Consider the following 23,350-nt stretch of genomic DNA (forward strand, 5'->3'; position numbering starts at 1 on the left):
CTCCTTATTCGGCTGCGGCGAGAACGCCGGGGGCCGGAGCTGCCGCTTCAGCCGGCTCGCCGGCCCTGACAGTCATCCAGAGGTTGTAGGCCATGATCAGAGCGCCCAGCAGGAAGAGCCCACCGCCCAGCGCGCGGATCACATAGAAAGGGAACATCGCTTCGACAGTCTCGATGAAGGAATATTCCAGGAAGCCGAGGCTATCGTAGGCACGCCACATCAGACCCTGCATGATGCCGGAGACCCACATCGCGGTGATGTAGAGCACGATGCCCAGGGTGGAGACCCAGAAGTGCCAGTTCACCAGTTTCAGCGAATACAGGCTCTTCTTGTTCCAAAGCCATGGAACCAGGCAGTAGATGGCCCCAAAAGAGATGTAGCCGACCCAGCCCAGCGCGCCTGAATGCACATGACCGATGGTCCAGTCCGTATAGTGCGAGAGCGAGTTGACCGCCCGCACCGACATCAGCGGCCCCTCAAAGGTCGACATGCCATAAAAGGCAACAGAGACCACCATCATGCGCAGAACCGGGTCCGTGCGCAGCTTGTCCCAAGCCCCGGAGAGCGTCATCAGCCCGTTGATCATCCCGCCCCAGGACGGCATCCAGAGGATGATCGAGAAGGTCGCACCCAGGGTCGAGGCCCACTGCGGCAGAGCCGTGTAATGCAGGTGGTGCGGACCGGCCCAGATGTAGATGAAGATCAACGCCCAGAAGTGCACGATCGACAGGCGGTACGAATAGACCGGACGCTCTGCACGCTTCGGAACGAAGTAGTACATGATGGCGAGGAAGCCAGCGGTGAGGAAGAAGCCAACCGCGTTGTGGCCATACCACCACTGCACCATGGCATCCTGAACACCGGACCAGACGATGTAGGACTTCATGCCGAAAACCGAAACCGGAATGGTCAGATTGTTGGTTATGTGCAGAACGGCAATGGTGACGATGAAAGCCAGATAGAACCAGTTCGCCACATAGATATGCGGTTCCTTGCGCTTCCAGATGGTGCCGAGAAACAGCAGCAGATAGGCGACCCAAACGATGGTCAGCCACAGGTCCGCATACCATTCCGGCTCGGCGTATTCCTTGCCCTGAGTGGCCCCCAACAGATAGCCTGTGCCAGCAATGACGATAAAGACGTTGTAGCCAAGGATGACAAACCAAGGCAGAACGGAGCCTGGCATGCGCACGCGACAGGTGCGCTGGACCACATACATGGAGGTAGCCAGCAGCACGTTGCCGCCGAAGGCGAAGATCACGGCGGAGGTGTGCAGAGGCCGCAAGCGACCGAAGCTGGTCCAGGGCAGATCAAAGTTCAGCGCGGGAAAGGCCAGCTGCAGTGCAATGATCAGACCGACCGTGAAACCTGCGATCCCCCAGACCATGGACGCAACAGTGCCGAACTTCACCGGCCCCATGTTGTAATTGGGTTTTCCATCGATCTCCTGAAGAACAGGAGCTGCGTTTTCGGAGTTGAAATAATTGTTGAAGATGATGAAAACACCCGCACCGGCGGCAACTGCCCCGATGAGAGCGTGGAAGCTCATCACTCCGTCATGGGTTTTGCCAGCCACGATCAGGCAGGCGAAGGTCAGGAGCACGAGGAAGCCGGCGAAGAGCCCCTCCTCGAGCGAGACCAGTCTGGCTTTTTCAGATGCCATTAGTTTGCGCGCCCCAGTCTTGAATCGACACATATGTGTCCAGGATGAGACTGGTTATGGGCTGGCTACCAAATCGTGACGTTGATTCAGATCAAACAAACTGCATTTGGCTTCAACAGGCGGCAAAACAGGGGCGCAGCGGCTGTTCATCGCGTTTTCGGAAAATCGACATGGTTTGAACCGGGTCGCAGAGCCAATCCCATCGGATCGAAACACCCGCTACCGCCGTCCCGGATTGATCCGTGACTGGCCTAAACACATCGCCCCGGCTCAAGGCCGGGCCGGCGGTAGCCCGCTTGTTTCAGGCTTGATCCAGCACCTCGACAGCCAGCACTGTTGGCAGATGCCTTGCAATCTCCTGCCAGCTATCGCCTTCATCGAAGCTGGCGAAGACCGAGCCCGAGTTCGTGCCGAAATAGACGCCTGCCGGATCCTGGTTGTCCCCACCCATCGCCTGACGCAACACGGTGAAGAAGCAATCTTTTTGTGGAAGGCCGTCGCGCATCGCACCCCAGCTTTTGCCGCCATCGCGGGACCGCCAGACTGCTGCTGCGGCATCCGGAGGATACCGTCCGATGCTGTCGCCATTCAGCGGTAAGGTCCATATCGTTTCCGGATCACGCGGATGGACCCGGATCGGAAAGCCGAATGTTGAGGGCAACCCTTCCGTCAAATCATCCCAGCATCTGCCACCATCAGCGGAACGCCAGACGCCATGATGATTCTGCTGATACAGCAGATCTCCACCGCCGGGAGCGCGCATCATGTTGTGAATGCAATGTCCGACTTCCCCGTTGGAGGGCGCGGCAGGATGGGAGTGACCTACGCAAACACCGGCGTTGGACAGTCTGTTGCGTCGATCCCACGTCTTGCCGCCATCCTCCGTTGCAAATACGCCAGCAGCGGAAATCCCAATCCAGATTTTTCCGGGGTCAACCGGATCAAAAACGATAGTATGCAGGACCAGCCCTGCGGCTCCCGGGTTCCAGCTGTCCGACGACGGGTGATTGTTCAGGCTCTCCAGTTTTTTCCATGATTTTCCCCGGTCCGTGCTTTTGAGCAGATTTGCCGGTTTGGTGCCCGCATAGAGAGCCCCATGCGAATAGCCTAGAGACCAGACTTGCGAGAACTCTTTCTCAAACGGCGTTGGCTCACCTGCCCAGGGGGCGAACTTCCTGACCTCCGGGTCATTGTCCGCCCAGTCATCCAGTGTGCCACGTGTCAATCTCGAGAGCTCCCAGGTCTCGCCACCGTCTTCAGAGCACCAGATGCCAGCCCCGAACCAGTCACCTCCCCCGCCAGCCCATATGGTTCCCGTTTTGGCATCGCCGATCATATGATTGATGGGCCAACCGTCGCAAAGAGGTCCCTTCACGGACCATCCTGTTCGCTCCGCCCCCCCTGACAGTAAAAATGCCCCCTTGGTCGTGCCAACCAGCACAGTCACTCCACCTTTGGTCATGACGCATCTGCTCCTCCCGCAGCTTCACCGGGTCTAAATTATCATGCCTCTACGTAAGCGCAGCAAAAAACTAGGGGCTTGAGATAGATCAAGGACGGGTTTCAAAATTGCATGAAAGTTATGTCCATGAGCAAGCTGACCCGAACATACGCAGCACGCAATGTGCCCCGCTACACAAGCTACCCGACCGCCCCCCACTTCCACAGTGGTGTTGATGCGACTGTCTATAGCCGGTGGCTCACTGAGCTAACCTGTGAAGACAGCTTGTCACTGTATCTGCATGTGCCATTCTGTCGGGATATCTGCCATTATTGCGGCTGCCTGACAAAGGCCAGTCGACAGGATGCTCCCTTGCAAGCCTATGGGGATACTTTGCTGCAGGAGCTGGAGCTGGTGGCCGACCGCCTCAAGCACTCCGGCCCCGTGAAGCACATCCATTGGGGCGGGGGCACTCCGAGCCTCCTGCCGAGACAAGACTTTCTGGAAATAACCGGAATGATGCGGGTATTGTTCGAGTTGGCGCCCGATCTGGAACATGCCATCGAGCTGGATCCACGCCTCGTCACCACTGAGCTGACGCAAACGCTGCGTGATATCGGCATCACACGGACCAGCCTCGGCGTGCAGGATTTTGATCGGAATGTGCAAAAGGCCATTGGTCGGGTGCAACCACGAGAGACTGTCGAACGCGCCCTCGACTTGTTGCGAGCTGCCGGACTGAAAGATGTCAATTTCGACTTGATGTACGGTCTGCCAGGCCAGTCGGAAGAGACAGTCGCCTCCACAATCAAACAGGCACTTGCGCTGCGGCCGTCGCGCATTTCGCTTTTCGGCTACGCCCATGTCCCCTGGATGAAGAAGCATCAACGGCTGATCGACGAAAGCCTGCTGCCCCAGCCGGCTGACCGGCTGAGCATGGCCAAACTGGCTCGTGAGAAGCTTGTCGCTGGCGGCTATCAACAGATCGGACTGGATCACTTTGCCTTGCCGGACAACGCAATGGCCACTGCCCTGGCCAGCGGAAAGTTACACCGGAACTTTCAAGGCTACACCACGGACCAAGCGAGCCAGCTGATCGGATTGGGCGTTTCATCCATCGGCAAGCTCAAGACGGGATACGCTCAGAACATCTCGGACGTGGGTGGCTGGAGGAAGAAAGTTCAGGCTGGTGAACTGCCAATTGCTCGTGGATTTGCATTGACAGGTGAAGATCAGCTGCGCGGCCATATCATCGAACGTTTGATGACCGACTATCGCTGTAATCTGACGGCGAGCTGCAACGCCTTCGGTCTGCCTCTCAGCACGTTGGATGGTGCCCTTGGCATCCTCGCACCCTTTGTGGCGGATGACTTGGCCCGGCATGAAGGAGATGAACTGGTGATGACACCGGAGGGGCGCCCGTTCGTCCGCCTGGTCGCATCGGCCTTCGATGCATATCTCAAGACCGCTCCAAGCACCGGAGCCTCAAAACAGACGCCCCCCGTGCCGCGCCATTCCATGGCCATCTGATGCCAGAGCGGTGCTTGAGGTCCCAGGAAGCCCTAGTGGATGCCGGTAATCTGGCACATATCGCAAACGCGTCTGAGGTGGATCCGATCGGATTTTTCCAACCGGATGACCTGGCGTTTTTTCAAATCTGAGATGACGCGACTGACGGTTTCAATTGTCAATCCCAGATAATCGGCGATTTCCTGCCGGGTCATATGCAGTTCCAGATCGCAGCCATCACCTTCAACCTCGGGATCCGGGCCCACACAACCGGGTCCGCCGCGGTTCGGAATGAGATACATGAAAAAGCTCGCCACCCGCTCCGTCGCCGATTTGCGCCCGAGCAGCATGGCATGTTCGTGCAGAGCATTCATCTGACCGATCAGGCACTTCGTCAACTGCTGCTGAAGGCCAACAGAGCTCTCCACCTTTTTCAGATCGATTTCATACACGGATGTCTTGGTCAGAGTTTCTGCTGTGCAATCATACTCGCTGCCCTCCGCAAGACCGAAAATATCCCCGGCTTGCAGAACCTCGACAACCTGGCGCCTTCCATCCGGCAGCAATTTGTAAAGCATCAGCGAACCCTCGCTCAGCTGAAACAACCGTTTGACCGGGTCTCCTTCGTAATACACCACTTCATGTGCTGCAAAGGCCCGGCGGGTTCCACCGAAGTCTTCAAAGCGCGCACGTTGAGTTGTCGCACGCCTCCCCAGGGTTGCTCCTGTCGAAGACGAAAAAAGAGAATTCGAAACTGCAGAATTAGGCATGACACCCCTTCCCGACGCCGTCGCGCCAGGTGCACAGGTCAATGAATGAACGCGTATATTCGCTTGAGCCTCACCCGCGCTTGGTGATGATGCCCCATATTCCCTTAAGGCTATCGAAGCGGCAGAAAAAGGCAAATGCAAAGCGGACGCTATTTCCGCGCCAGTTTGTCGCGAACCTTTGGGGACAGTTCAATGGCCGCACTCGACAGAGAGCCCTTGTTCCAAAAAGCGACCGGCTGCCTCGAGGAAGCAACCGGTCGATATCATGATCGTCGCATTGAGTGTCGGTTCAGCTGACAGCCGAAAATTTAGCCGAGAACGATCCGCACAAGATCAGCCGCATTGCGCGCACCAAGCTTTTCCATGATGCGGGCCCGGTGGACCTCAATGGTGCGCGGAGAAATTCCAAGCGTCCGGCCAGCTTCCTTGTTTGAAGCACCGCCGGTGATTTCCTTGAGAACTTCGCGCTCACGGCGGGTCAGAAGATCCGCTCCCTGGAAGGTCGACTCAGTCGTCTCCTTCTGGCGGTTCTGCATCGCCTTGATGCCTTCTTCGACCCTCTTAACGACACCATCAGCTGTAAAAGGCTTCTCAATGAAGTCAAATGCGCCGTCCCGAATAGCATCGACAGCCATCGGAATGTCGCCCTGCCCGGAAATAATGAAGATCGGCGCCGGATAGTCTTCGCCATTCAGCGCCTTCAGAATTTCAAGACCTGAGCGTCCTGGCATATATACGTCCAGCAACACAACAGCTGGATAGGTCTTGGAAGCAGATTGAATGAAAGCATCACCGTCGGAGAAGGTTTCTACGACGTATCCTTCCATGCTGAAAACAACCGATAAGGCATCGCGAACGGCAGGATCGTCATCAACGATATAGATGGCCTTGGATTCAGTTTGCATTCTGTCTTCCCTTCCCGGCAGAGAATATGTTTGTCCCTGCCTGCGCCCTTTGGGATAGGCAGATCAGCTGCCACCCACCCCTCGTCTTTTTTTACTCTCGCCCTGGAGCCTTACGTCATACTCGTTCACGAATATCGCATCACATCCGTGGGTAGTTTCACTGTCTAAGCTCGTTGCTCGCAATGATCTTGCGCAATTGACTGACAAAACTCTACACTTTGACCGAAGATTTTCTTGGGATTTCCGGAAAAAAATCTCAAAGGCTATGATCTGCCTCGACCTCTCGGCCAACGAACAGAATCCTGTGAATGGTTTCAACCACTTGCGCCGCTAGTATTGCGAGTATGAGCACCTCTTACGTCACAAAAGAGAGAGACAGCACCCTCAAGAACTCCGGTCAATTCATTATGGTCCAACCCGGCTTATCGGATGCACCACGTCCCTTGAAAAGCATCACGGGACGCTGCTTGATGTCTTGTGGGAGCCCGTTGCACCTCATCCTGAACCGGCCGCTCTGAGAGAGGCCGCAGATGTACGACATGCGCTTCTGGCCAAGCCCGCACTTGCGGTGAGGCCTTGAAGGAAGGCACTTAGTTGTGCTTTGCCGTTCTGCTAATCACCCCTCGAAGCAACACTCTCCATGTACGTGTTTTAACGGATTCAACTTAGCCTGCAACCTTATACTGGGCGGCCCAATCACCAATCCTGTTGCCAGCTGTCTCAAGTCGTTTCAGGCTACTTGCATAGCAAAGGCGAAAATAACCCTCACCAGCAGCTCCAAATGCAACTCCCGGAGCCAAGCCGACGCCCGTTTCACGCACCAGGTCCAATGCCCCTTGCCGGCTGTCACGAACACCGTCGATGGAAAAGAACAGATAAAACGCTCCATCTGCTTCGCTCAACTGCAGTCTTGGTACCTGAGACAGTGTAGAGACAATTGCCTCGCGTCCTGCAGCCGCCCTCGAAATCTGGTCAGCAAGAAAGTCCGCGCCTTGCGTCAACGCTGCAATGGCAGCCCGCTGGGTGGGAACCGGCACTCCTGAAGTCGAATACTGAATGAGGTTTTCGATCACCTGCCCAAGCGCCCTAGGCGCGGAAATCCATCCCGCACGCCACCCGGTCATCGCCCAGTTCTTCGAAAATGTATTCACATAGAGGATCATGTCATCCTCCTCCGCCACATCATAAAACGATGGGGCAGCCGTGCCTGCTCCGTAGAAGAAGCGGCCATAGACCTCGTCGGCGATGATCCAGAGACCGCGCTTTCGCGTTTCGGTCAGCACGGCTTGCAGAACCTCGCGACCGGCAACCCAGCCTGTCGGATTACAGGGCGAATTTAGAAAGATAGCCCGGGTCTTCGGCGTAACGGCAGCGAACAACCGCTCCACATCTAATTCCCACCTGCCGTCATGCAGTTCCATCGCAACTGGAACTGCATGAGCCCCTGTCAGCTCCACCGCCGCCGGAAGGTTCGGCCAGGCCGGCGCGGCATACACAACCTCATCTCCCGGACCCGCCACACATCTGACGGCAATCTGGATAGATTGCATGCCGGAGCCTGTGACGAAGAAGCGCTCCGCAGAAAAGGGCTTACCGTAGAGCTTGCTGTGGTCCTCCGCCAACGCCTGACGCAGCTCAGGAATTCCGCGCTGATAGGTGTAGAACGTCTCGCCTCGGTCGAAAGACTGTTTGGCGGCCTGACAGATGAAATCCGGTGTCGGAAGATCGCCTTCACCAACCCAGAGCGGAACCAGATCATCGCGTTCCCGCCCCGCATTGATGACTTCGACAATGCCAGATTCGGGCGCCCGTCGCGCTTCGGCGCTGAGATGGCGGACCAGAGGCGAGACAGATGATATGTGCTGCATGAAGATACCGGCTAAAAACCTGAAGGGAAGGATGTAGCCGCATCCTATCGGGTTGCTGGTGCTTTTGGCATGACAATTCGTCGCGTTTTCATCAAGGCGCCTGATGGATCACCAAGGACTGCAGAGCAGCCCGGTAAAGCTCTGCGCCGCAAGTTCAATAGACAGGAACCGGTGAAATGTGTTCAAGTCCTCAGATAGGGTTTCGTCAAGTACTTCAATTGCTTGCAGGATACACGTCTTGCTGCGTCGCACAAACGAAGTCGTTGAATGAGCCGCTTTAGGCGGTGTGGCAACAGGCATGACGCAGACAGCTGAAGTGCGGGAGCCTGGGGTGGAGGAATTTGAGTAAACCATGGTGCAGGCATGGCTCGTTATCTTTGCAGCTGTCGCTTACATCCTGTTGCTGTTTGCGATCGCCAGCTACGGCGACCGCAAGTCGCGACGGCAGGGCTTTTCCGTCCGGGGCCGCCCGATCATCTATGCGCTTTCACTCTCCGTCTATTGCACCTCCTGGACGTTCTATGGCTCGGTCGGAAATGCCTCCCGGACTGGTCTTGAGTTTCTCACCATTTACCTGGGGCCGTTTATCGTCTTCGTTCTCGGCTATGCGTTGCTGCGACGTGTCGTGCGGATCGCCAAGGCAGAGCGCATTACGTCGATTGCCGACTTCATCGGCGCCCGCTACGGCAAGAGTCAGTCCGTTTCCGCACTAGCAACACTGATCGCCGTTATCGGCATCGTTCCCTACATCGCTCTGCAGCTGAAGGCAGTCTCTCAGTCCCTGACGACGATGATCGGTCCAGTTGCCGACATCACGCCGTCTTTTGGTTCCTCGTTGGCCCTGACCGATATAACGCTTGTCATCGCCATCGGCATGGCGGTGTTCTCGTGGCTGTTCGGCACCCGCCATATTGACGCAACCGAACATCAGGAAGGCCTGATGTTGGCGATCGCCGCTGAGGCCATCGTCAAACTTCTTGCGTTCCTTGCGGTGGGCATCTGGGTATGTTTCAGCCTGTATGATGGTCCCGGCGACCTGACGCGTGCCATTGCAGAAGCCCCTGAAGTGCGGCAGGTTTTCGAGCAACCGCTCAATTTGGGCAACTGGACGGTGATGACATTGCTGTCCGGCTTTGCCGTTCTTCTACTGCCGCGGCAATTCCATGTGACGGTGACCGAGAACAATTCCGACGACGAACTCAAACGGGCGACATGGCTGTTTCCGCTTTATCTGGTCGCCATCAACCTGTTTGTTGTCCCCATCGCGGCTGCCGGGCTGCTGCGCTTCGGTCAGGACATCAATCCGGACACCTTTGTTCTTGCTCTACCGATTGACCAGGGGCAGTCGTGGCTAGCACTGTTCGTCTTCATCGGCGGTCTGTCCGCCTCCACAGCCATGGTCATCGTAGCCACTGTCGCGCTCGCGATCATGATCTGCAATGACATTGCCGTCCCCCTGATCTTGCGCCGACGCAGCGAAGACGAGATCATTGCGGGTGGTGGCAAGGACATGAGCCGGCTGCTGCTCAACACCCGTCGCATGGCCATCGGCGGGATTTTACTCCTTGCCTACGCTTTCTATCTGACCGTCGGCGACACCGCCGCCCTTGCCTCTATCGGCCTACTGTCCTTCGCCGCCATCGCCCAGTTCGCGCCTGCCTTCATCGGCGCGCTGGTCTGGCGTCGGGCGACGGCACGCGGGGCGATTGCAGGCATGTGCGTTGGTTTTGCCTTCTGGCTCTACACTCTGCTCCTACCGAATTTCGCCAGTTCGGGCCTGATCTCGCCAAGCATACTGGAACTCGGACCTTTCGGCATTTCTGCACTGCGCCCTCAAGCTCTCCTTGGGCTTGAGATGGATTCCTTCATTCATGGCAATCTTTGGGCGCTTGGCAGCAATGTCATCTGTTTCATCCTGCTGTCGCTGAGCCGCAAGCCGGATCCAGCAGAAAAGCTGCAAAGCAATGTCTTTGTGCCCGCCGATCTCGCTGCCGCCCCAAGCCTGCGTCTGTCCCGCAGCACAGTGACTGCCGGGGATCTGCTGGCCACGATTGCGCGGTATCTCGGCCTGGAGAGAACCCAGCGCTCCTTCGACCGTTTCGGCCGTGAGCGTGGGATGGAAGTCGACCCGCAGGAATTGGCCGATGGCAACCTGCTGAGGTTCTCCGAGCAACTTCTGGCCAGTGCAGTCGGGGCAGCGTCCTCTCGGTTGATCCTGTCGCTGATGCTCAAGCGGCATGATCCCTCGACCAAGGCCGCCGCCAAACTGCTGGATGATGCCTCTGCGGCCATTCAATACAACCGCGACCTGCTGCAAACCGCTCTCGACCAGGTGCGCCAGGGAATTGGCGTTTTCGACAAGGACTTGCGACTGATCTGCTGGAACCGCCAGTTCCGACTGCTGCTGGGACTGCCACCGGAATACGGCCAGGTTGGCACGCCGCTCGATACAATCCTGCGCTACAACGCAGAGCGTGGGGAGTTCGGAACAGATCCGGTAGAGGCAATCGTCTCCGACCGACTAGACAAGCTAGTTGTCTCTCAGGACACCTTCCAGGAGCGTCTGATGTCAACCGGCACCGTGCTGGAAGTGCGTGTCAGTCCAATGCCTGACGGCGGCATCGTGATGACCTACACCGACATCACAGAGCGGGTTCTGGCGGAGGAAGCCCTTGCCCGGGCCAACGAAACTCTGGAACGTCGGGTGCGCGAGCGTACCGAGGAGCTGACCCACGTCAACGAAAGACTGGTGCAGGCAACCGTGGTGGCCGAAGAGGCCAATCTTGGAAAGACTCGCTTCCTCGCAGCCGCCGGGCACGACATTCTCCAGCCGCTGAATGCTGCGCGTCTTTATGCCTCTGTTCTGGTGGACCGGGTGAAAGATGGCGACACTGGCACTCTGGTTCGCAATGTCGAGGCCGCTCTGGATTCGGTTGAAGACATCATCGGTGCAGTGCTCGATATCTCCCGGCTCGACACGGGTGCCTTGAAGCCAGAACCAACAGTCTTCCGCCTTGACGAGTTTCTCTCTGGACTGGAGCGTGAGTTCGAGCCAGCAGCCCGCGAAAAGGGCTTGGAATTGATTTTTGTCACCTGCAGCCAGTCGATACGTTCAGACCGCCGTCTGTTGCGACGCTTGATCCAGAACCTCATTTCCAACGCCCTGAAATACACCGAGGGTGGCAAGGTGCTGATCGGCTGTCGCCGTCAGAATGACATGGTGCAGATCGAAGTGCATGACACTGGCATGGGCATCCACCCCTCCAAACTGAAGCAGATCTTCGAAGAGTTCAAACGTCTGGATGAGGGTGCGCAGGTCGCCAAAGGGCTCGGCTTGGGTCTTTCCATTGTCGACCGGATCGCTCAGGTCCTCACCCACCCGGTGAGTGTGACATCCTCTGTCGACAGCGGGTCATGCTTCCGCGTCTGCGTGCCGATTGCAGCTCCGGTTCCGCTGGAGGCAGTGGCTGTGCCTTCCCCCGCGATGGCAACCCAGCTCGATGGCATGTGCGTGGTGGCCATCGACAATGAACCGGAAATTCTGGACGGGATGAACCTGCTGTTGAGCACCTGGAACTGCGACGTCATCACCGGGGCTGACGATGTCGAGGCACTGACGGTACTGACACAAACTGGAAAACGCCCCGACGTTGTGCTGATCGACTACCACCTCGACAAGGGCACCGGCCTGGAAGCTATTGTTCGGCTCCGACGGACCTTCGGGAACGATCTGCCGGCCATTCTTGTCACCGCAGACCGCAGCCGGGCGGTGCGGGCCAAGGCGGCGGAACAGTCGATTGAGGTGTGCGCCAAACCAGTCAAACCTGCTGTCCTGCGCGCTCATCTCGCCCGCTGCCGGGCGGAACGCTATGCAGCCGAGTAGCCTGCACTCATTCGCCACGCGCAAGCGGCCTATGGCCTGGAGCCCAGGTAAATAAAACCCCTCCCGGCGGATCAAGGCGGGGAGAGGTCTGACAAGACTTCAGCAATGTGCCTGCGACTTACAACGTCGCTGTACGGGGCTCCGTCCCAGGCGCATCCGCGTCACCGCTCTGCCACTGGCCATTGTCGATCTTCGACGCCGCGATCACCGCCTGGGTGCGGCTCTCCACCCCGAGCTTCTGCAGAATGGCGGAGACATGTGCCTTTACCGTGGCTTCCGAGACCGAGAGCTCATAGGCGATCTGCTTGTTCAGTAGTCCCTCCGACAGCATCATCAGGACGCGCACCTGTTGTGGCGTCAGAGTCGCCAACCGCTGAACCAGATCGCCATTGTCATCCTCAGCAGACAGATCAATCTCATCCGGGGTCCAGGTATTGCCTTCCATGATGGACTGCACGGCCTGACGGATGACGTCGATCCCGCGTGATTTCGGAATGAACCCGGACGCCCCGAACGACATGCAACGGCGAATAGCCTGCGGATCCTCATTGGCCGACACCACGACAACAGGCACTGCTGCATATTGCGCTCGCAGATACATCAGCCCGGAGAACCCCCGGACTCCCGGCATCGTCAGATCCAGTAGGATCAGATCAACTTCATTGTCCTTTTCCAGCGCCGCAGTGACATCTGTCAGCGCGCCGTACTCCAGAATTTCGGCAGTCGGATAAAGCGTCTCCAGGGTCTGGCGCAAGGCTCCTCGAAAAAGCGGATGATCATCGGCGATCATAAATCTGTAAGTTTCTGTCGGCACGATTGCCTTCCTCCCAATTAAGTCCATGCCTTAGGGCGATCGCGGTGTTGACCCTCAAGGATTATTTTCATTGCCAAGCGACAGAGCCGTTCCCACCCGGATGACAAGACGCTGACGAACCCGTCCGGTAGAGTCACGGCCAAGGACACCTCACCCTTGGTTGTCGTTAATCTAGCTGACAATCCTTATTCAGATCAGAGCGTCCCGTCTCGCTCTAAAGCCAACTTCACTTCACACACCTAGCTGTTTGCCTTGTTATTTGCCTGGCTCTGAACTGAAGCATTCCCTCATGTTAGCGGGATCAGCGTCACAGACACAACTACGAGCCATCGCCAACATAAAGCCCCAACCAGAGAGGCCTTCTCTGATCTCCATGCTCGGCACTGTTTTGCTTGCAGGCGTCTCCTTCCTCGTCGCCCATTTCATGCCTTTTCCTAGCGTTCAAATTCCGAGAACAGATATGTGTGTTCCACTCTCGCGTGACCGGCTGAAACGCGAAAGCGAAGGTAATTCCGATCAAAGTTGAAAAGATCCAGTCGGTTTATAAACTCAAATCCCAATTTAACCTAACCCGGCTCCATCGAAGCGAGTGATTGCCACCACTCCACCACGGCATATAGTCGATCTTCGCGCCTTAAGTTCATAAAAAATCAACAAAAACCCTACGTCAAATAATTTTAGTCTTGAGAAAAATTCAAGAACTCATTTATCCCAAAGTATAACCTTAAATCATGCAGAGTTCTTTTATGCGGAGTGCCGAAAATTCTGGCCAGCCGCTCAAGAACTTCAAACTCTCGAGACTCTTATGCTCCAGTGTAGTGAAGCGTTACGGTGCGCTGGAATGCGCCACGCCGATGCTCAACCAGATAGACCGCCTGCCAGGTGCCGAGATCCAATTGGCCTGAGACGACAGGGATTTGCAGGCTGATGCCTGCAAGCACCGACTTGATATGAGCCGGCATATCATCCGCCCCTTCAAGATGATGGCGATAGCCGCTGCCTTCGGGCGCCAGGCGGTTCAAGGCATCGAGCAAGTCCGCCTGAACATCCGGATCGGTATTTTCCTGGATGGTCAGAGAGGCGGAGGTATGACGGAGGAACACCGTCAAAAGCCCGTCACCTACCTCATTTTGACCAAGCCAATCATTCAGGGCGTGGGTAACCGTGGTAAATCCCGGATCCCTCGTGGGGACAACCAGCCGTCCCATAAGCTGACGCAAGGGGGCAGCGTCCTCGTCGAATGTCCAGACACCTATCTGATTGCCGTGCATGCTCGTCTCTCCCAACCAGAGCCTAGATTATCCAACAAGCCATGGCATGCGCCATTCCAAGTCACATCGAGATCGATCAGCGATCCCTATCAAATCAAGATGTCAAACTGCAAACCTGATGGCCAGTCTCTGAATGGCCACTGTTGCTTGCCAAACAACCTAACGTCATGTGGCAGTTAAATTTCTCACAATCCTTGGTTTATCGACAAGTCTGGAAATTCAGGGCAGAGAGTGTGGAGAAAACATTGCGGCCAATGCACTCTCTACCGACCATACTTCTGTCGCCGCTTTCTAGAAATAAATAGAAACAGGTGCTCACTCGTAATGTCAGCCTCAGAAACTCTGCATTCCTTCGTAAATCGATGGGAGTGCGACGAAGTAGATCACCTCAACGTCCAGTTCTATTTTGCCCGTTTTGAAGAAGCGGACCGCCAGTTCCGCCAAATCACAGGTCTGAGTGAAGCGCTGATTGGAGCGCGCAGGGTCCGTCACCTCCGTTTTCACCATGAACTTCGCTCTGGAGACCTTCTCTCCATCCGCACCGGCATTGCCTTTGACGGCCCACATATGCTGACCGTTCTGCATGAAATGGTGAATCGGGAAACCGGTGAAGTTTGCACCACAGCAATTGACGGATATGACCCGCAACCCACGGCCGTCAAAACTCTACGCAGCCGCTACAAGGATCACCGGGAAGACATGCCTGATCACGCCGCTCCACGTGGTTTGAGCGCTACCCCGGTCCAGACGCGGGTAACTTTGGACGAGCTGAAGAAATCCGGGACCCGCGAAACCTTTCGCGGAACGGTTCTGCCGCGCCATCTCTCCATCGATGGACGGGTGGACGATGCCTATGCTGTTGGCTGTTTCTCTGAGGCTTCACCCCACATTTGGCAGGCAACATCCCTGACCGCCGCACGGTTGAATGAAATAAATGCCGGACGCGTCGTGCTGGAAATGAAGCTTACATGGATCAGTCCGCTGAAGAGCGGTGACATGGTGGTGGCCGAAAGCGGATTGACGCAGGTTCAGGCCAATACCTTCAATGTACGCCACCACCTCTTCGAGAGCAGAACCAACCGGTTGGCTGCAATCTGCGATGTGGTTGCCGTAATGCTCGACAAGACAACCCGCAAGGTCGTGCCTTTGGACGAATTAACCCGACGCGAGATGACGAACCTGATCACCTGAGCTGCCCTACCCCGGAAAGAAAGGCGTCAGTCTCAAGGCTATCGCAAGATCAGACTTCAGCTTCCACCGTTGGTTAGCTCATTCTGCATATCCTGAATCAAGCCGAAGAAGCGCCTCATCGCCTTTTCTGAAAACTGTACCATCTGTTCAATCTGCGCCTGGTCTTCCGGTGCAAGGCGTGCCTCGTCTTTGCTTTGAACACCGGCACCCGATTCCAGCGTTTCCAGACGCGACGTCTTGTCACCAACGGTTGGCACCTGACTGACCACTGCTGCTGTATCGCCCTCTTCAGCAGCTGCGGGAGGCTCGCCAATGCTGCCCGTTGTCAGGTTCTCAGGCTTTTCCAGTTTTTCCTGGGCTTCAAGCTGTTCAACCGCAGCTTGCTCGCGTGCTTTCAGGTCAATGACCTCCGTTTCGAGAAGGTCGATCTGGTCCGAGAGCGCAGCGATTTCGCCCTCATAGGCGTCCCGTGCTTGTGGCACTGGCAGGCAACGCCAGATATCTGCGGCCTGCTTGCAGATATCGAGCGTCCCGTTCTCAAGATCCAGTCGGGCGAGCCCACCATCGACTTCGACCAAGGCAAAACGGCCCGGCGCATCCGGCAAAAGCAGTTGCGGCGCAGATCCGAACTGCTCTGTTTCAGGTGAGCTAGGTGGCGTTTTGGGCGGCGACACGACACCGGACTGTTCCGGCGCCTCCTGCAGTTTGCGGATCCGGGGCTTGACCTGACCAGGCGTCACCAGACGCAGGCCTTCACTGTTCTGGAATGGCGCACTGCTTGGAGCTTTCGACTCAGCAGCCGACACATCCGTCTGGGTGGCTTGACCGGCCTGTACCGCCTGCGCCGCAGTCAGCGCCATTAACATCATGGCAGGCAGTACCGCAGCAGTCGTCATCACGCCCATGTCGTCTCGCCTTTTACAGTTTGTTTACCTTCGGCATACTGACAGGAAAGGCACGTTGTGGGCAGGGGGCGATCTCGGCTTTTTGTCTGGATCCCCAAGCCAGTTTTGCATCCGGCGAAATCAGCGATCAGGCTGCCACCGAACTGGTGGCAACCTCCCCTGTGCATACTTCCCCCGAAGAAGAGCGCCAGCAGAAACCGGCGCACTCCAGAGATTTTAGAGCGGACGATAAGGTGCGCGACCGCTTTTCAAGGCTTCTTCGAGCAGGCCCAACCGGTCCTGACCCCAGAAGGGCTCACCGTTGAGAACGTAAGTCGGCGACCCGATCACACCAAGGGAAATCGCTTCGCTCTGGTTGCGCGTATAATCGGCTTGAACTGCGTCACTTTCGATTTCGGAAAGCACATCACTGGCCGACAGGCCGAGGTCTCCCAGCATACGCTCGATGACGTTGGGTGAGGCGATATCAAGGTCATCAACCCAAACAGCCTGGAATGCCAGCGCCGAAAACTGCAGAGCAGGCCCATTTGCGGCAGCGAGGTAGGTGGCACAACCATCTGCCAGTCGTGGCGATGTCGGAAAGTGCTTCGGCTTGAGCGTCAACGGCACGTCACGGGAATCGCGCCAGCGCTGCATTTCCACAAACCGGTAGTCTTGCCGCGCCTGATGGCGTTTGCCGAGCGGAAGGCCTCCGGTGGATTGAAAGACACCAGACAAATCGACTGGCTTCGGCCGGATGACGACGTCATAGCGCGCGGCCAGGGCTTGGAACGGCTGATGGCCCAGATAGGCCCAAGGAGAAATGTGGGTGTAGTAATAGTCGATCGTGGTGCTCATTGGCGCTCGCCCTTCCCTAACTCTCAATAGTTCCTACGAATTTCACCTCTAGGGGCCAAAGTAAAGTCTGTTCGCCCCAACTCCGCTCAAGAGCTTCCGCTGGGCAAAAGGGCTTCCAGCGTTTCCAACGTGTCTGCCTCGGAGGCAGGTTTGTCCCACCGCAAACGCGATATTCGAGGAAAGCGCATGGCCAGCCCGGACTTGTGTCGTGGCGAGCGGTTCAACCCCTCGAAGGCGACCTCAAGGACCAACCCGCCGTCCGGTTTCTGGGTCACTTCGCGCACCGGACCAAAGCGATTGACGGTATTGGCGCGGACGAAACGATCAATCTGCTTCAGTTCCTCATCGGTAAAGCCAAAATAGGCCTTGCCGACAGGAACCAGCGATGGGTCATCTGCACCCACCCCCGTTTGCGTCCAGACACCGAAGGTGTAGTCAGAATAAAACGACGAGCGTTTGCCATGCCCCCGCTGGGCATACATCAGCACCGCATCAATCAAATGCGGCTCGCGCTTCCACTTGTACCAGGGGCCTTTGGGACGGCCGGTCAGATACGCCGTGTCGCGCCGTTTGATCATTAGCCCTTCCACCGCCTCGGCGTCGGGCCCCTTCAGATAGGCAGCAGGGTCTGAACGGGCCACAGCGAGCTCCTCCAAAGTGGTGAGCGGGAGAACTGCCGAAAGATCAATGCGCGGCGAACCGATTTCACCAACAAACCGTTCGAGCCGAGGGCGCCGCTCCGAAAGTGGCAGCGGGCGCAGATCTTCGCCGCCCTCAGCCAGAAGATCGTAGGCACGCAACGCCGCCGGAAACTCCCGCAACAGCTTGGCGCCGACAGTCTTGCGGTTGAGACGTTTCTGCAGATCAGAAAAAGCCGCCACTTTCCCGTCCCGCATCACCAGCAGCTCGCCATCCAGCGCCCCATCAAAGGCTAGGTGCTCAAGGAGGTCGGGAAAGGCAGCAGAGATGTCATCACCTGTCCTGGTATAAAGCCGGGCGACATGGCGCCCCTCCTCATCCCGCCCCGCGGCCGCCTGGACACGGATGCCATCCCATTTCCATTCAATCTGATGCTCTGCGACATTCAGCGCCGGGCCATCCTTTTCGAAGTTGAAAGGATGCGCGAGCATGGCCGGTCGAAACGGCGCCGGATCTGAGTAACTCGGCTTTGGACCACGTCCCTCCACCCAGTCAAAGAGCGGTTGGTAGGGCGGCTCCAGTCCATGCCAGACTTCTTCCACCTCCGATGGGTCGACCTCCCCAAGCCGTGCAACCGCGACTTTTGCGGAGCGGGCTGAGACGCCAATCCGCAATCCTCCGGTTACCAGCTTGAGCAGCGCCCAGCGTCCAGTCTCGTCCAGACGGCTGAGCCAGTACGTCAGCAACCCCGGCAAGTCTGTCTTACCCGCCGCCTGCAACTGATGGACGACATCTGACAATGCCAACGCGTCAGAGCTGCCGTTGAGATCCGAGCCTGCATCGTCAATTGGCCACATCAGCGCGATGGTCTCCGACAGATCACCAACGAAGTCATAGGACAATTCGAACAGACGCGGATCGCTTCGTTCAGAAATCAGGCCGCGCAGAATTGCCGGCTTGGCGTGTCGAAAGGTCAGCGCGCCCGCAAGCGCGGCCAGCGCATAGCCGCGATCCGGATCTGGTGTCGCGGCGAGGTATTCCAGTACGAGCTTTTCTTTCACCAGCCGGCGAGGCTCAAAAGAAAGTCGGTCAAGGAGCGCGGCGAATGCCTTCATGAGTATGCCTGTCAGAGAATGCGGGAGTGATAGCCGGAGCGTCCCTTCACTTGCGTCAGGCCGACGGATTTTCAAGGGCCGTCTCATAGGAACGCTTCCAAGCCTGCTGCACAGCTTCCCGATGTCTCAATTAAAACGCGAGGCCTACTGTTTGGTTCGTAAATGCACGTATGTTCATCTCATTATTGACTTGGCAAGCCCGGTCGAAGTCTGAAATAATTGCAATAATTAATCATAGACACTTATGACACTGCATAGCTGCCCAACGATTTTAACAGGCCTGTAGAGCATCCTTAGAGTGGACGAATGGCTCGGAAACCCCTATACAGGCGCCAAATATATACGCGCACAGTGGCCTAGCATTTGCCGCCCGCGCGCATGCACCCCCACTGAAAGATCTAAATGACTGATTTCCAAAACGTCGTTCCGGCGTTGGCAAAAGCCTTAGAAAAAAAAGGCTATACTACTCTCACACCTGTACAGACCTGCGTTCTCGACGATGCGCCGCATGATGCAGACCTTCTGGTCTCTGCACAGACCGGCTCCGGAAAGACTGTAGCTTTCGGACTGGCTTTGGCCCCGAACCTGCTCGGCGACGACGACAAGCTTCCGCCTCCGGGCGCGCCGCTTGCTCTTGCAATTGCCCCGACGCGCGAACTCGCGCTTCAGGTCAAAGAAGAGCTGAGCTGGCTTTATCGTGAAACCGGCGCCCAGACGACATCCTGTGTTGGTGGCATGGATCCACGCGCAGAACGCCGCAACCTGGATCGTGGTGTTCACATCGTCGTTGGTACACCTGGCCGCCTGCGCGACCATTTGGAGCGCGGCGCACTGGACCTGTCCGAGTTGAAGGCCGTCGTTCTCGATGAAGCCGATGAGATGCTCGACATGGGCTTCCGCGAAGATCTCGAGTTCATTCTCGGATCCGCGCCGGAAGGCCGCCGTACGCTGATGTTCTCGGCGACCGTCTCCAAGCCGATTGCCCAGCTTGCTGAACGCTTCCAGCGCAATGCCGTGCGTCTGACGACCATCAATGCCCGTGAACAGCACATCGACATTGATTACGTCGCGCACCCGGTGGCACCGCATGAGCGCGAAAACGCGATCATCAACGTTCTGCGTTTGCATGAAGCCGAGAAGTCGATCCTGTTCTGCTCGACCCGTGAAGCTGTCAAGCGCCTGACCAGCCGCCTTGCCAACCGTGGCTTTGCGATCGTGTCCCTGTCCGGCGAACTCAGCCAGGCAGAACGGTCCAACGCGCTAGCCGCGATGAAAGACGGTCGTGCCCGCGTCTGTGTTGCGACTGATGTTGCCGCCCGTGGTATCGATCTGCCCAACCTGGACCTGGTGATTCACGCCGACTTGCCGACCGGCAAGGAAGGTCTGCTTCACCGGTCGGGTCGTACAGGCCGTGCAGGCCGTAAGGGCACCTGCGTTTTGATGGTCCCCTTCCCGCGGCGCCGTCAGGCGGAGCGTATCCTACAGTGGGCCGGCATCAAGGTGACCTGGGCCGGAGCCCCGACTGCAGATGACATTCGCGCCAAGGACAAGGCCCGCCTGATGTCGGACCCGGTCTTCACTGCGGAAACCGATGAAGACACGGTCGAGATCGCTCGTGAGCTTCTGGAAAACCACGATGCGGAATCGATTGCAGCCGCTTTCGTCAAGCTGCATCAGTCCCGCATGCCTGCACCGGAAGAAATCACCGCTGCCAATGCGGATTCCCTCGCCGGTCGCGGCACTGGGGAACGCGGCGGACGGGTCGCGGAAATTCGCGGCAAGTTCGACAGCGGCGCATGGTACAAGCTATCTCTCGGTCACAAGCATCGTGCGGATCCCAAGTGGCTGCTTCCAATGATCTGCAAGGCCGGCGGCGTCACCAAGAAAGACGTTGGCGCGATCAAGATCTACCAAAACGAAACCCACGTCGAAATTGATGGTGCTGTGGCCGACAGCTACACAGCGGCTGTTCTTGAGAACGGAACCGGTGAACGCAATGTCTCCATCGACCCGATCGATCTGAAGGGTGCCAAAACCCCGACAGCGCCGGAAGAAGCCCGGTCTGGTGGTTTTCGTGACCGCAAGGGCGGCCCAGGCGGTGGCGGCGGCCGTTTCGAAAGGAACAAGCGCGGGTTTGACTATGAAGGCTCAGGCCGGGAAGATCGCCTCGACGGCGACCGCCCTTCACGCGGCCCAGCCCGTGGTCCCGGTGCCCCCAAACCTGCACCCCGCGCACGCAAGCGCCGCTTCGGCGACGACGAGGAAACACCAAACCATCCCGCCTATGCCCCGCTTGACATGAAAGAGCTCGGTGGCGGTGCTGATCGCAAGGGCAAAAAGCCGTCTGGTCCCAAAGGCGCTGTAAAGCCCGCTGGCGTCAAGAAGAAGGCTGCAAAGCCCGGCAAGCCGTCGCGCGCTGATCGCAAGGAATCCAAGGCTGCAAAATAAGCCCTGGCCAAGACCATAAAAAAGCCCCGCAGTCCAAATCGGACTGCGGGGCTTTTTTGTGTGGACGACCGGATCTCGCCTTACTGAAAACGGCCCGCGCGTTCGAGCACCTCGATCTTGTATCCATCAGGATCCGACATGAAGAAGAACTTGGCGAAGGGCTTGCCCTCAAAAGGCATCTGCTTGATGTCGCCGAGCTCCAGACCAAGATTTCGCAGGCGCGCATGTTCCGCATCCAGGTCGTCAACCGACAGCGCTAGATGACCGTAGCCATTGCCCAGTTCATAAGGGCCTGAGTGACTGCCATTGACCGTAAGCTCCAGCTCGAAGCCGGTTTCCTTGTTCGCCAGATAAATCAGAGTGAACCCGTCAAACACATATCGACCAGCCACTTCGAGATCGAAAGCCTTCTTGTAAAAATCCGTCGAAATACCTTCATCCGCAACGCGGATCATGGAGTGAATCAATTTAGCCATTTTCGTCCCGTCTCTGCCAATAACCCTTCACCGCAGCACAGCTGGATCCCTACTCGTTCACAACTGTCGCGATCAGCCAGTCATCACCCAGCAAGACCAAGTGATAGTGACAGGTGAATTCCAGAATAACTTCGCCGTCAGGACCATCCTGGGTCCAGTCGAGCGTGACCAGGGCCGTCGTCCCGCAGACATGGCTGGAGACCACCTGGAAATCGGAGGTTACGACCCCCTCCCTGCCGAGAGCTCCCAACAGCGCCGCGATGTTCTCGACCAGCTCTTCTTCGTCGTGAAAAACATGGCCCTTTTCATGCTGCCAAATCGTGGCTGGCAGCGCGAAGCAATCGGCAATGCGGTCTTCATCCGCATCATTGAAGCCTTCGAGGTAGTCCTCGAACAGAGCGTTGATCTGCTCTTCCTCCTCCGGAGAAGAAGTAGCAGCCACGTCTTCATCGTACTCCAGCTTGCCGTCGTCGCTCATTTCTTCGTCCAACTCCTGTTCGCCCCACCGTCCCGTCGCCGGTGACTCCCCCACATAAGGGAGTTTCTCTCAACCGGCCACCGCATCAATCTGCGAAACGGTGGCTTCAGCCGCCTCTTCCCCATCATCATATCCGATCATGTTGAGAGGCCGTGCAACAAGTCCCTGATTTTCACACCAATGCACCAGAGCGTCTTCCGCTCCATGGGTCACCCAAATTGTTTGCGCTCCGGTTTCACGGATGGTCCGGCATAGATCATTCCAGTCGCTGTGATCTGAAATGACAAGTGGCAGCTCAACACCTCTCTGACGGGCCCTGGCACGAACCCGCATCCAGCCGGAGGCGACCGATGTCATGGCATCACCGAAGCGTCGGGCCCAACGATCCGCCAATTGGCCGGGCGGACACATGACAATCTCCCCCGCCAGCTCCCTGCCTCTCGTTCCGACGGGCTCCAGTGACCCAAGATCGACACCCTGATCCTGATAGTAGGTGCAGAGGTTGACCAGCGCCCCGTGGAGATAGATCGTTCGTTCATATCCCGCCGCACGGATTTCCGCGATGACACGTTGGGCCTTGCCCAGGGAATACGCGCCGAGCAAATGGGTCTTTTCCGGAAGTAGCTGAAGCGAAGCCAAAAGCTTTTGCATTTCCTCCTGCGCTGGCGGATGGCGAAACACCGGAAGGCCGAAAGTCGCCTCCGTTACGAAGGTATCGCAGGGCACCAGCTCGAAATCCGCACATGTCGGGTCGGACTGACGTTTGTAATCACCGGAGATGACTGTTCGTCCAGCCTTGTCTGCAAGACGAACCTGGGCTGAGCCGAGCACATGCCCTGCCGGATGCAAGCTGATTTTGGTCTCCGCGACTTTCACGACTTCGCCATAGACCAGCTCCTGGCGCTGTTCGCAAAACCCTTGTCCATAACGGATCGCCATGATGTCCAGCGTTTGAGGCGTTGCCAGAACGCTGCCATGCCCGGCACGCGCATGATCGGCATGTCCATGGGTGATGATGGCACGTTCGACCGGACGAACCGGGTCGATGTGTGCCCTGACATCAGGGCAGTAGAGGCCTTCCGGCGTGAGGATCAGGGTCTCGGACATGTTCTAAACAGTAGGATGCCGGATCGAAAT

Annotated in this window: 17 protein-coding genes; 4 read left to right on the top strand and 13 right to left on the bottom strand. The window is 57.3% G+C overall.

Annotated features, from left to right (window positions below; translation table 11 throughout):
* Positions 1 to 4: 4 nt before the first annotated feature.
* Entirely contained in the window at positions 5 to 1,663 is a 1,659-nt protein-coding gene (gene ccoN / locus J0X15_RS09260) for a cytochrome-c oxidase, cbb3-type subunit I (RefSeq protein ID WP_206939944.1), read from the bottom strand.
* Positions 1,664 to 1,964: 301 nt separating this feature from the next.
* On the bottom strand, positions 1,965 to 3,125 hold the full coding sequence (locus J0X15_RS09265) for a WD40/YVTN/BNR-like repeat-containing protein (RefSeq protein ID WP_206939946.1): 1,161 nt from the start codon (positions 3,123 to 3,125) through the stop codon (positions 1,965 to 1,967).
* Positions 3,126 to 3,251: 126 nt separating this feature from the next.
* Between J0X15_RS09265 and hemN the strand changes: the two genes are divergently transcribed.
* Positions 3,252 to 4,634, top strand: coding sequence for an oxygen-independent coproporphyrinogen III oxidase (gene hemN, locus J0X15_RS09270; protein WP_206939948.1), 1,383 nt, complete (start codon positions 3,252 to 3,254; stop codon positions 4,632 to 4,634).
* 32 nt (positions 4,635 to 4,666) lie between these two features.
* On the opposite strand, the gene J0X15_RS09275 is transcribed toward hemN, so the two are convergent.
* From J0X15_RS09275 to J0X15_RS09285, 3 genes are all read right to left on the bottom strand, one after another.
* Positions 4,667 to 5,383: a Crp/Fnr family transcriptional regulator gene (locus J0X15_RS09275; protein ID WP_206939950.1), complete on the bottom strand. Its 717-nt coding sequence runs from the start codon at positions 5,381 to 5,383 to the stop codon at positions 4,667 to 4,669.
* A 308-nt stretch (positions 5,384 to 5,691) separates the two neighbouring features.
* Positions 5,692 to 6,288, bottom strand: a complete 597-nt coding sequence (locus tag J0X15_RS09280; RefSeq protein ID WP_206939952.1) for a response regulator transcription factor — start codon at positions 6,286 to 6,288, stop codon at positions 5,692 to 5,694.
* 665 nt (positions 6,289 to 6,953) lie between these two features.
* On the bottom strand, positions 6,954 to 8,156 hold the full coding sequence (locus tag J0X15_RS09285; RefSeq protein WP_206939954.1) for a pyridoxal phosphate-dependent aminotransferase: 1,203 nt from the start codon (positions 8,154 to 8,156) through the stop codon (positions 6,954 to 6,956).
* 352 nt (positions 8,157 to 8,508) lie between these two features.
* Here J0X15_RS09285 and J0X15_RS09290 point away from each other — a divergent pair, with 352 nt between their 5' ends.
* Positions 8,509 to 12,039: a PAS domain-containing hybrid sensor histidine kinase/response regulator gene (locus J0X15_RS09290; RefSeq protein WP_206939956.1), complete on the top strand. Its 3,531-nt coding sequence runs from the start codon at positions 8,509 to 8,511 to the stop codon at positions 12,037 to 12,039.
* 118 nt (positions 12,040 to 12,157) lie between these two features.
* Here J0X15_RS09290 and J0X15_RS09295 read toward each other — a convergent pair whose 3' ends face one another.
* Positions 12,158 to 12,880, bottom strand: a complete 723-nt coding sequence (locus J0X15_RS09295) for a response regulator transcription factor (protein ID WP_206939958.1) — start codon at positions 12,878 to 12,880, stop codon at positions 12,158 to 12,160.
* 776 nt (positions 12,881 to 13,656) lie between these two features.
* On the bottom strand, positions 13,657 to 14,124 hold the full coding sequence (locus tag J0X15_RS09300; RefSeq protein ID WP_206939960.1) for a secondary thiamine-phosphate synthase enzyme YjbQ: 468 nt from the start codon (positions 14,122 to 14,124) through the stop codon (positions 13,657 to 13,659).
* A gap of 324 nt (positions 14,125 to 14,448) precedes the next feature.
* On the opposite strand from J0X15_RS09300, the gene J0X15_RS09305 reads away from it, so the two are divergent.
* The gene (locus J0X15_RS09305) at positions 14,449 to 15,315 is read left to right on the top strand and encodes an acyl-CoA thioesterase (RefSeq protein WP_206939962.1); all 867 of its coding nucleotides are present in this window, start codon (positions 14,449 to 14,451) and stop codon (positions 15,313 to 15,315) included.
* 56 nt (positions 15,316 to 15,371) lie between these two features.
* Here J0X15_RS09305 and J0X15_RS09310 read toward each other — a convergent pair whose 3' ends face one another.
* The 3 genes from J0X15_RS09310 to J0X15_RS09320 form a co-directional block, all read right to left on the bottom strand.
* Positions 15,372 to 16,220: a hypothetical protein gene (locus J0X15_RS09310; RefSeq protein WP_206939964.1), complete on the bottom strand. Its 849-nt coding sequence runs from the start codon at positions 16,218 to 16,220 to the stop codon at positions 15,372 to 15,374.
* 216 nt (positions 16,221 to 16,436) lie between these two features.
* Positions 16,437 to 17,057: a 2-hydroxychromene-2-carboxylate isomerase gene (locus J0X15_RS09315; protein WP_206939966.1), complete on the bottom strand. Its 621-nt coding sequence runs from the start codon at positions 17,055 to 17,057 to the stop codon at positions 16,437 to 16,439.
* An 86-nt stretch (positions 17,058 to 17,143) separates the two neighbouring features.
* Complete coding sequence (locus tag J0X15_RS09320; RefSeq protein WP_206939968.1) at positions 17,144 to 18,811, bottom strand: cisplatin damage response ATP-dependent DNA ligase; 1,668 nt, start codon at positions 18,809 to 18,811, stop codon at positions 17,144 to 17,146.
* Between the two features lie 402 nt (positions 18,812 to 19,213).
* On the opposite strand from J0X15_RS09320, the gene J0X15_RS09325 reads away from it, so the two are divergent.
* Complete coding sequence (locus J0X15_RS09325; RefSeq protein WP_206939970.1) at positions 19,214 to 21,259, top strand: DEAD/DEAH box helicase; 2,046 nt, start codon at positions 19,214 to 19,216, stop codon at positions 21,257 to 21,259.
* A gap of 80 nt (positions 21,260 to 21,339) precedes the next feature.
* On the opposite strand, the gene J0X15_RS09330 is transcribed toward J0X15_RS09325, so the two are convergent.
* The 3 genes from J0X15_RS09330 to J0X15_RS09340 form a co-directional block, all read right to left on the bottom strand.
* Positions 21,340 to 21,735, bottom strand: coding sequence for a VOC family protein (locus J0X15_RS09330; protein ID WP_206939972.1), 396 nt, complete (start codon positions 21,733 to 21,735; stop codon positions 21,340 to 21,342).
* Positions 21,736 to 21,784: 49 nt separating this feature from the next.
* Positions 21,785 to 22,213: a DUF4440 domain-containing protein gene (locus J0X15_RS09335; protein ID WP_206939974.1), complete on the bottom strand. Its 429-nt coding sequence runs from the start codon at positions 22,211 to 22,213 to the stop codon at positions 21,785 to 21,787.
* 69 nt (positions 22,214 to 22,282) lie between these two features.
* The gene (locus tag J0X15_RS09340) at positions 22,283 to 23,320 is read right to left on the bottom strand and encodes a ligase-associated DNA damage response exonuclease (RefSeq protein ID WP_206939976.1); all 1,038 of its coding nucleotides are present in this window, start codon (positions 23,318 to 23,320) and stop codon (positions 22,283 to 22,285) included.
* Positions 23,321 to 23,350 lie beyond the last annotated feature (30 nt).

It is taken from the genome of Roseibium limicola (assembly GCF_017313085.1).
In the GTDB taxonomy this organism is placed as follows: domain Bacteria; phylum Pseudomonadota; class Alphaproteobacteria; order Rhizobiales; family Stappiaceae; genus Roseibium; species Roseibium limicola.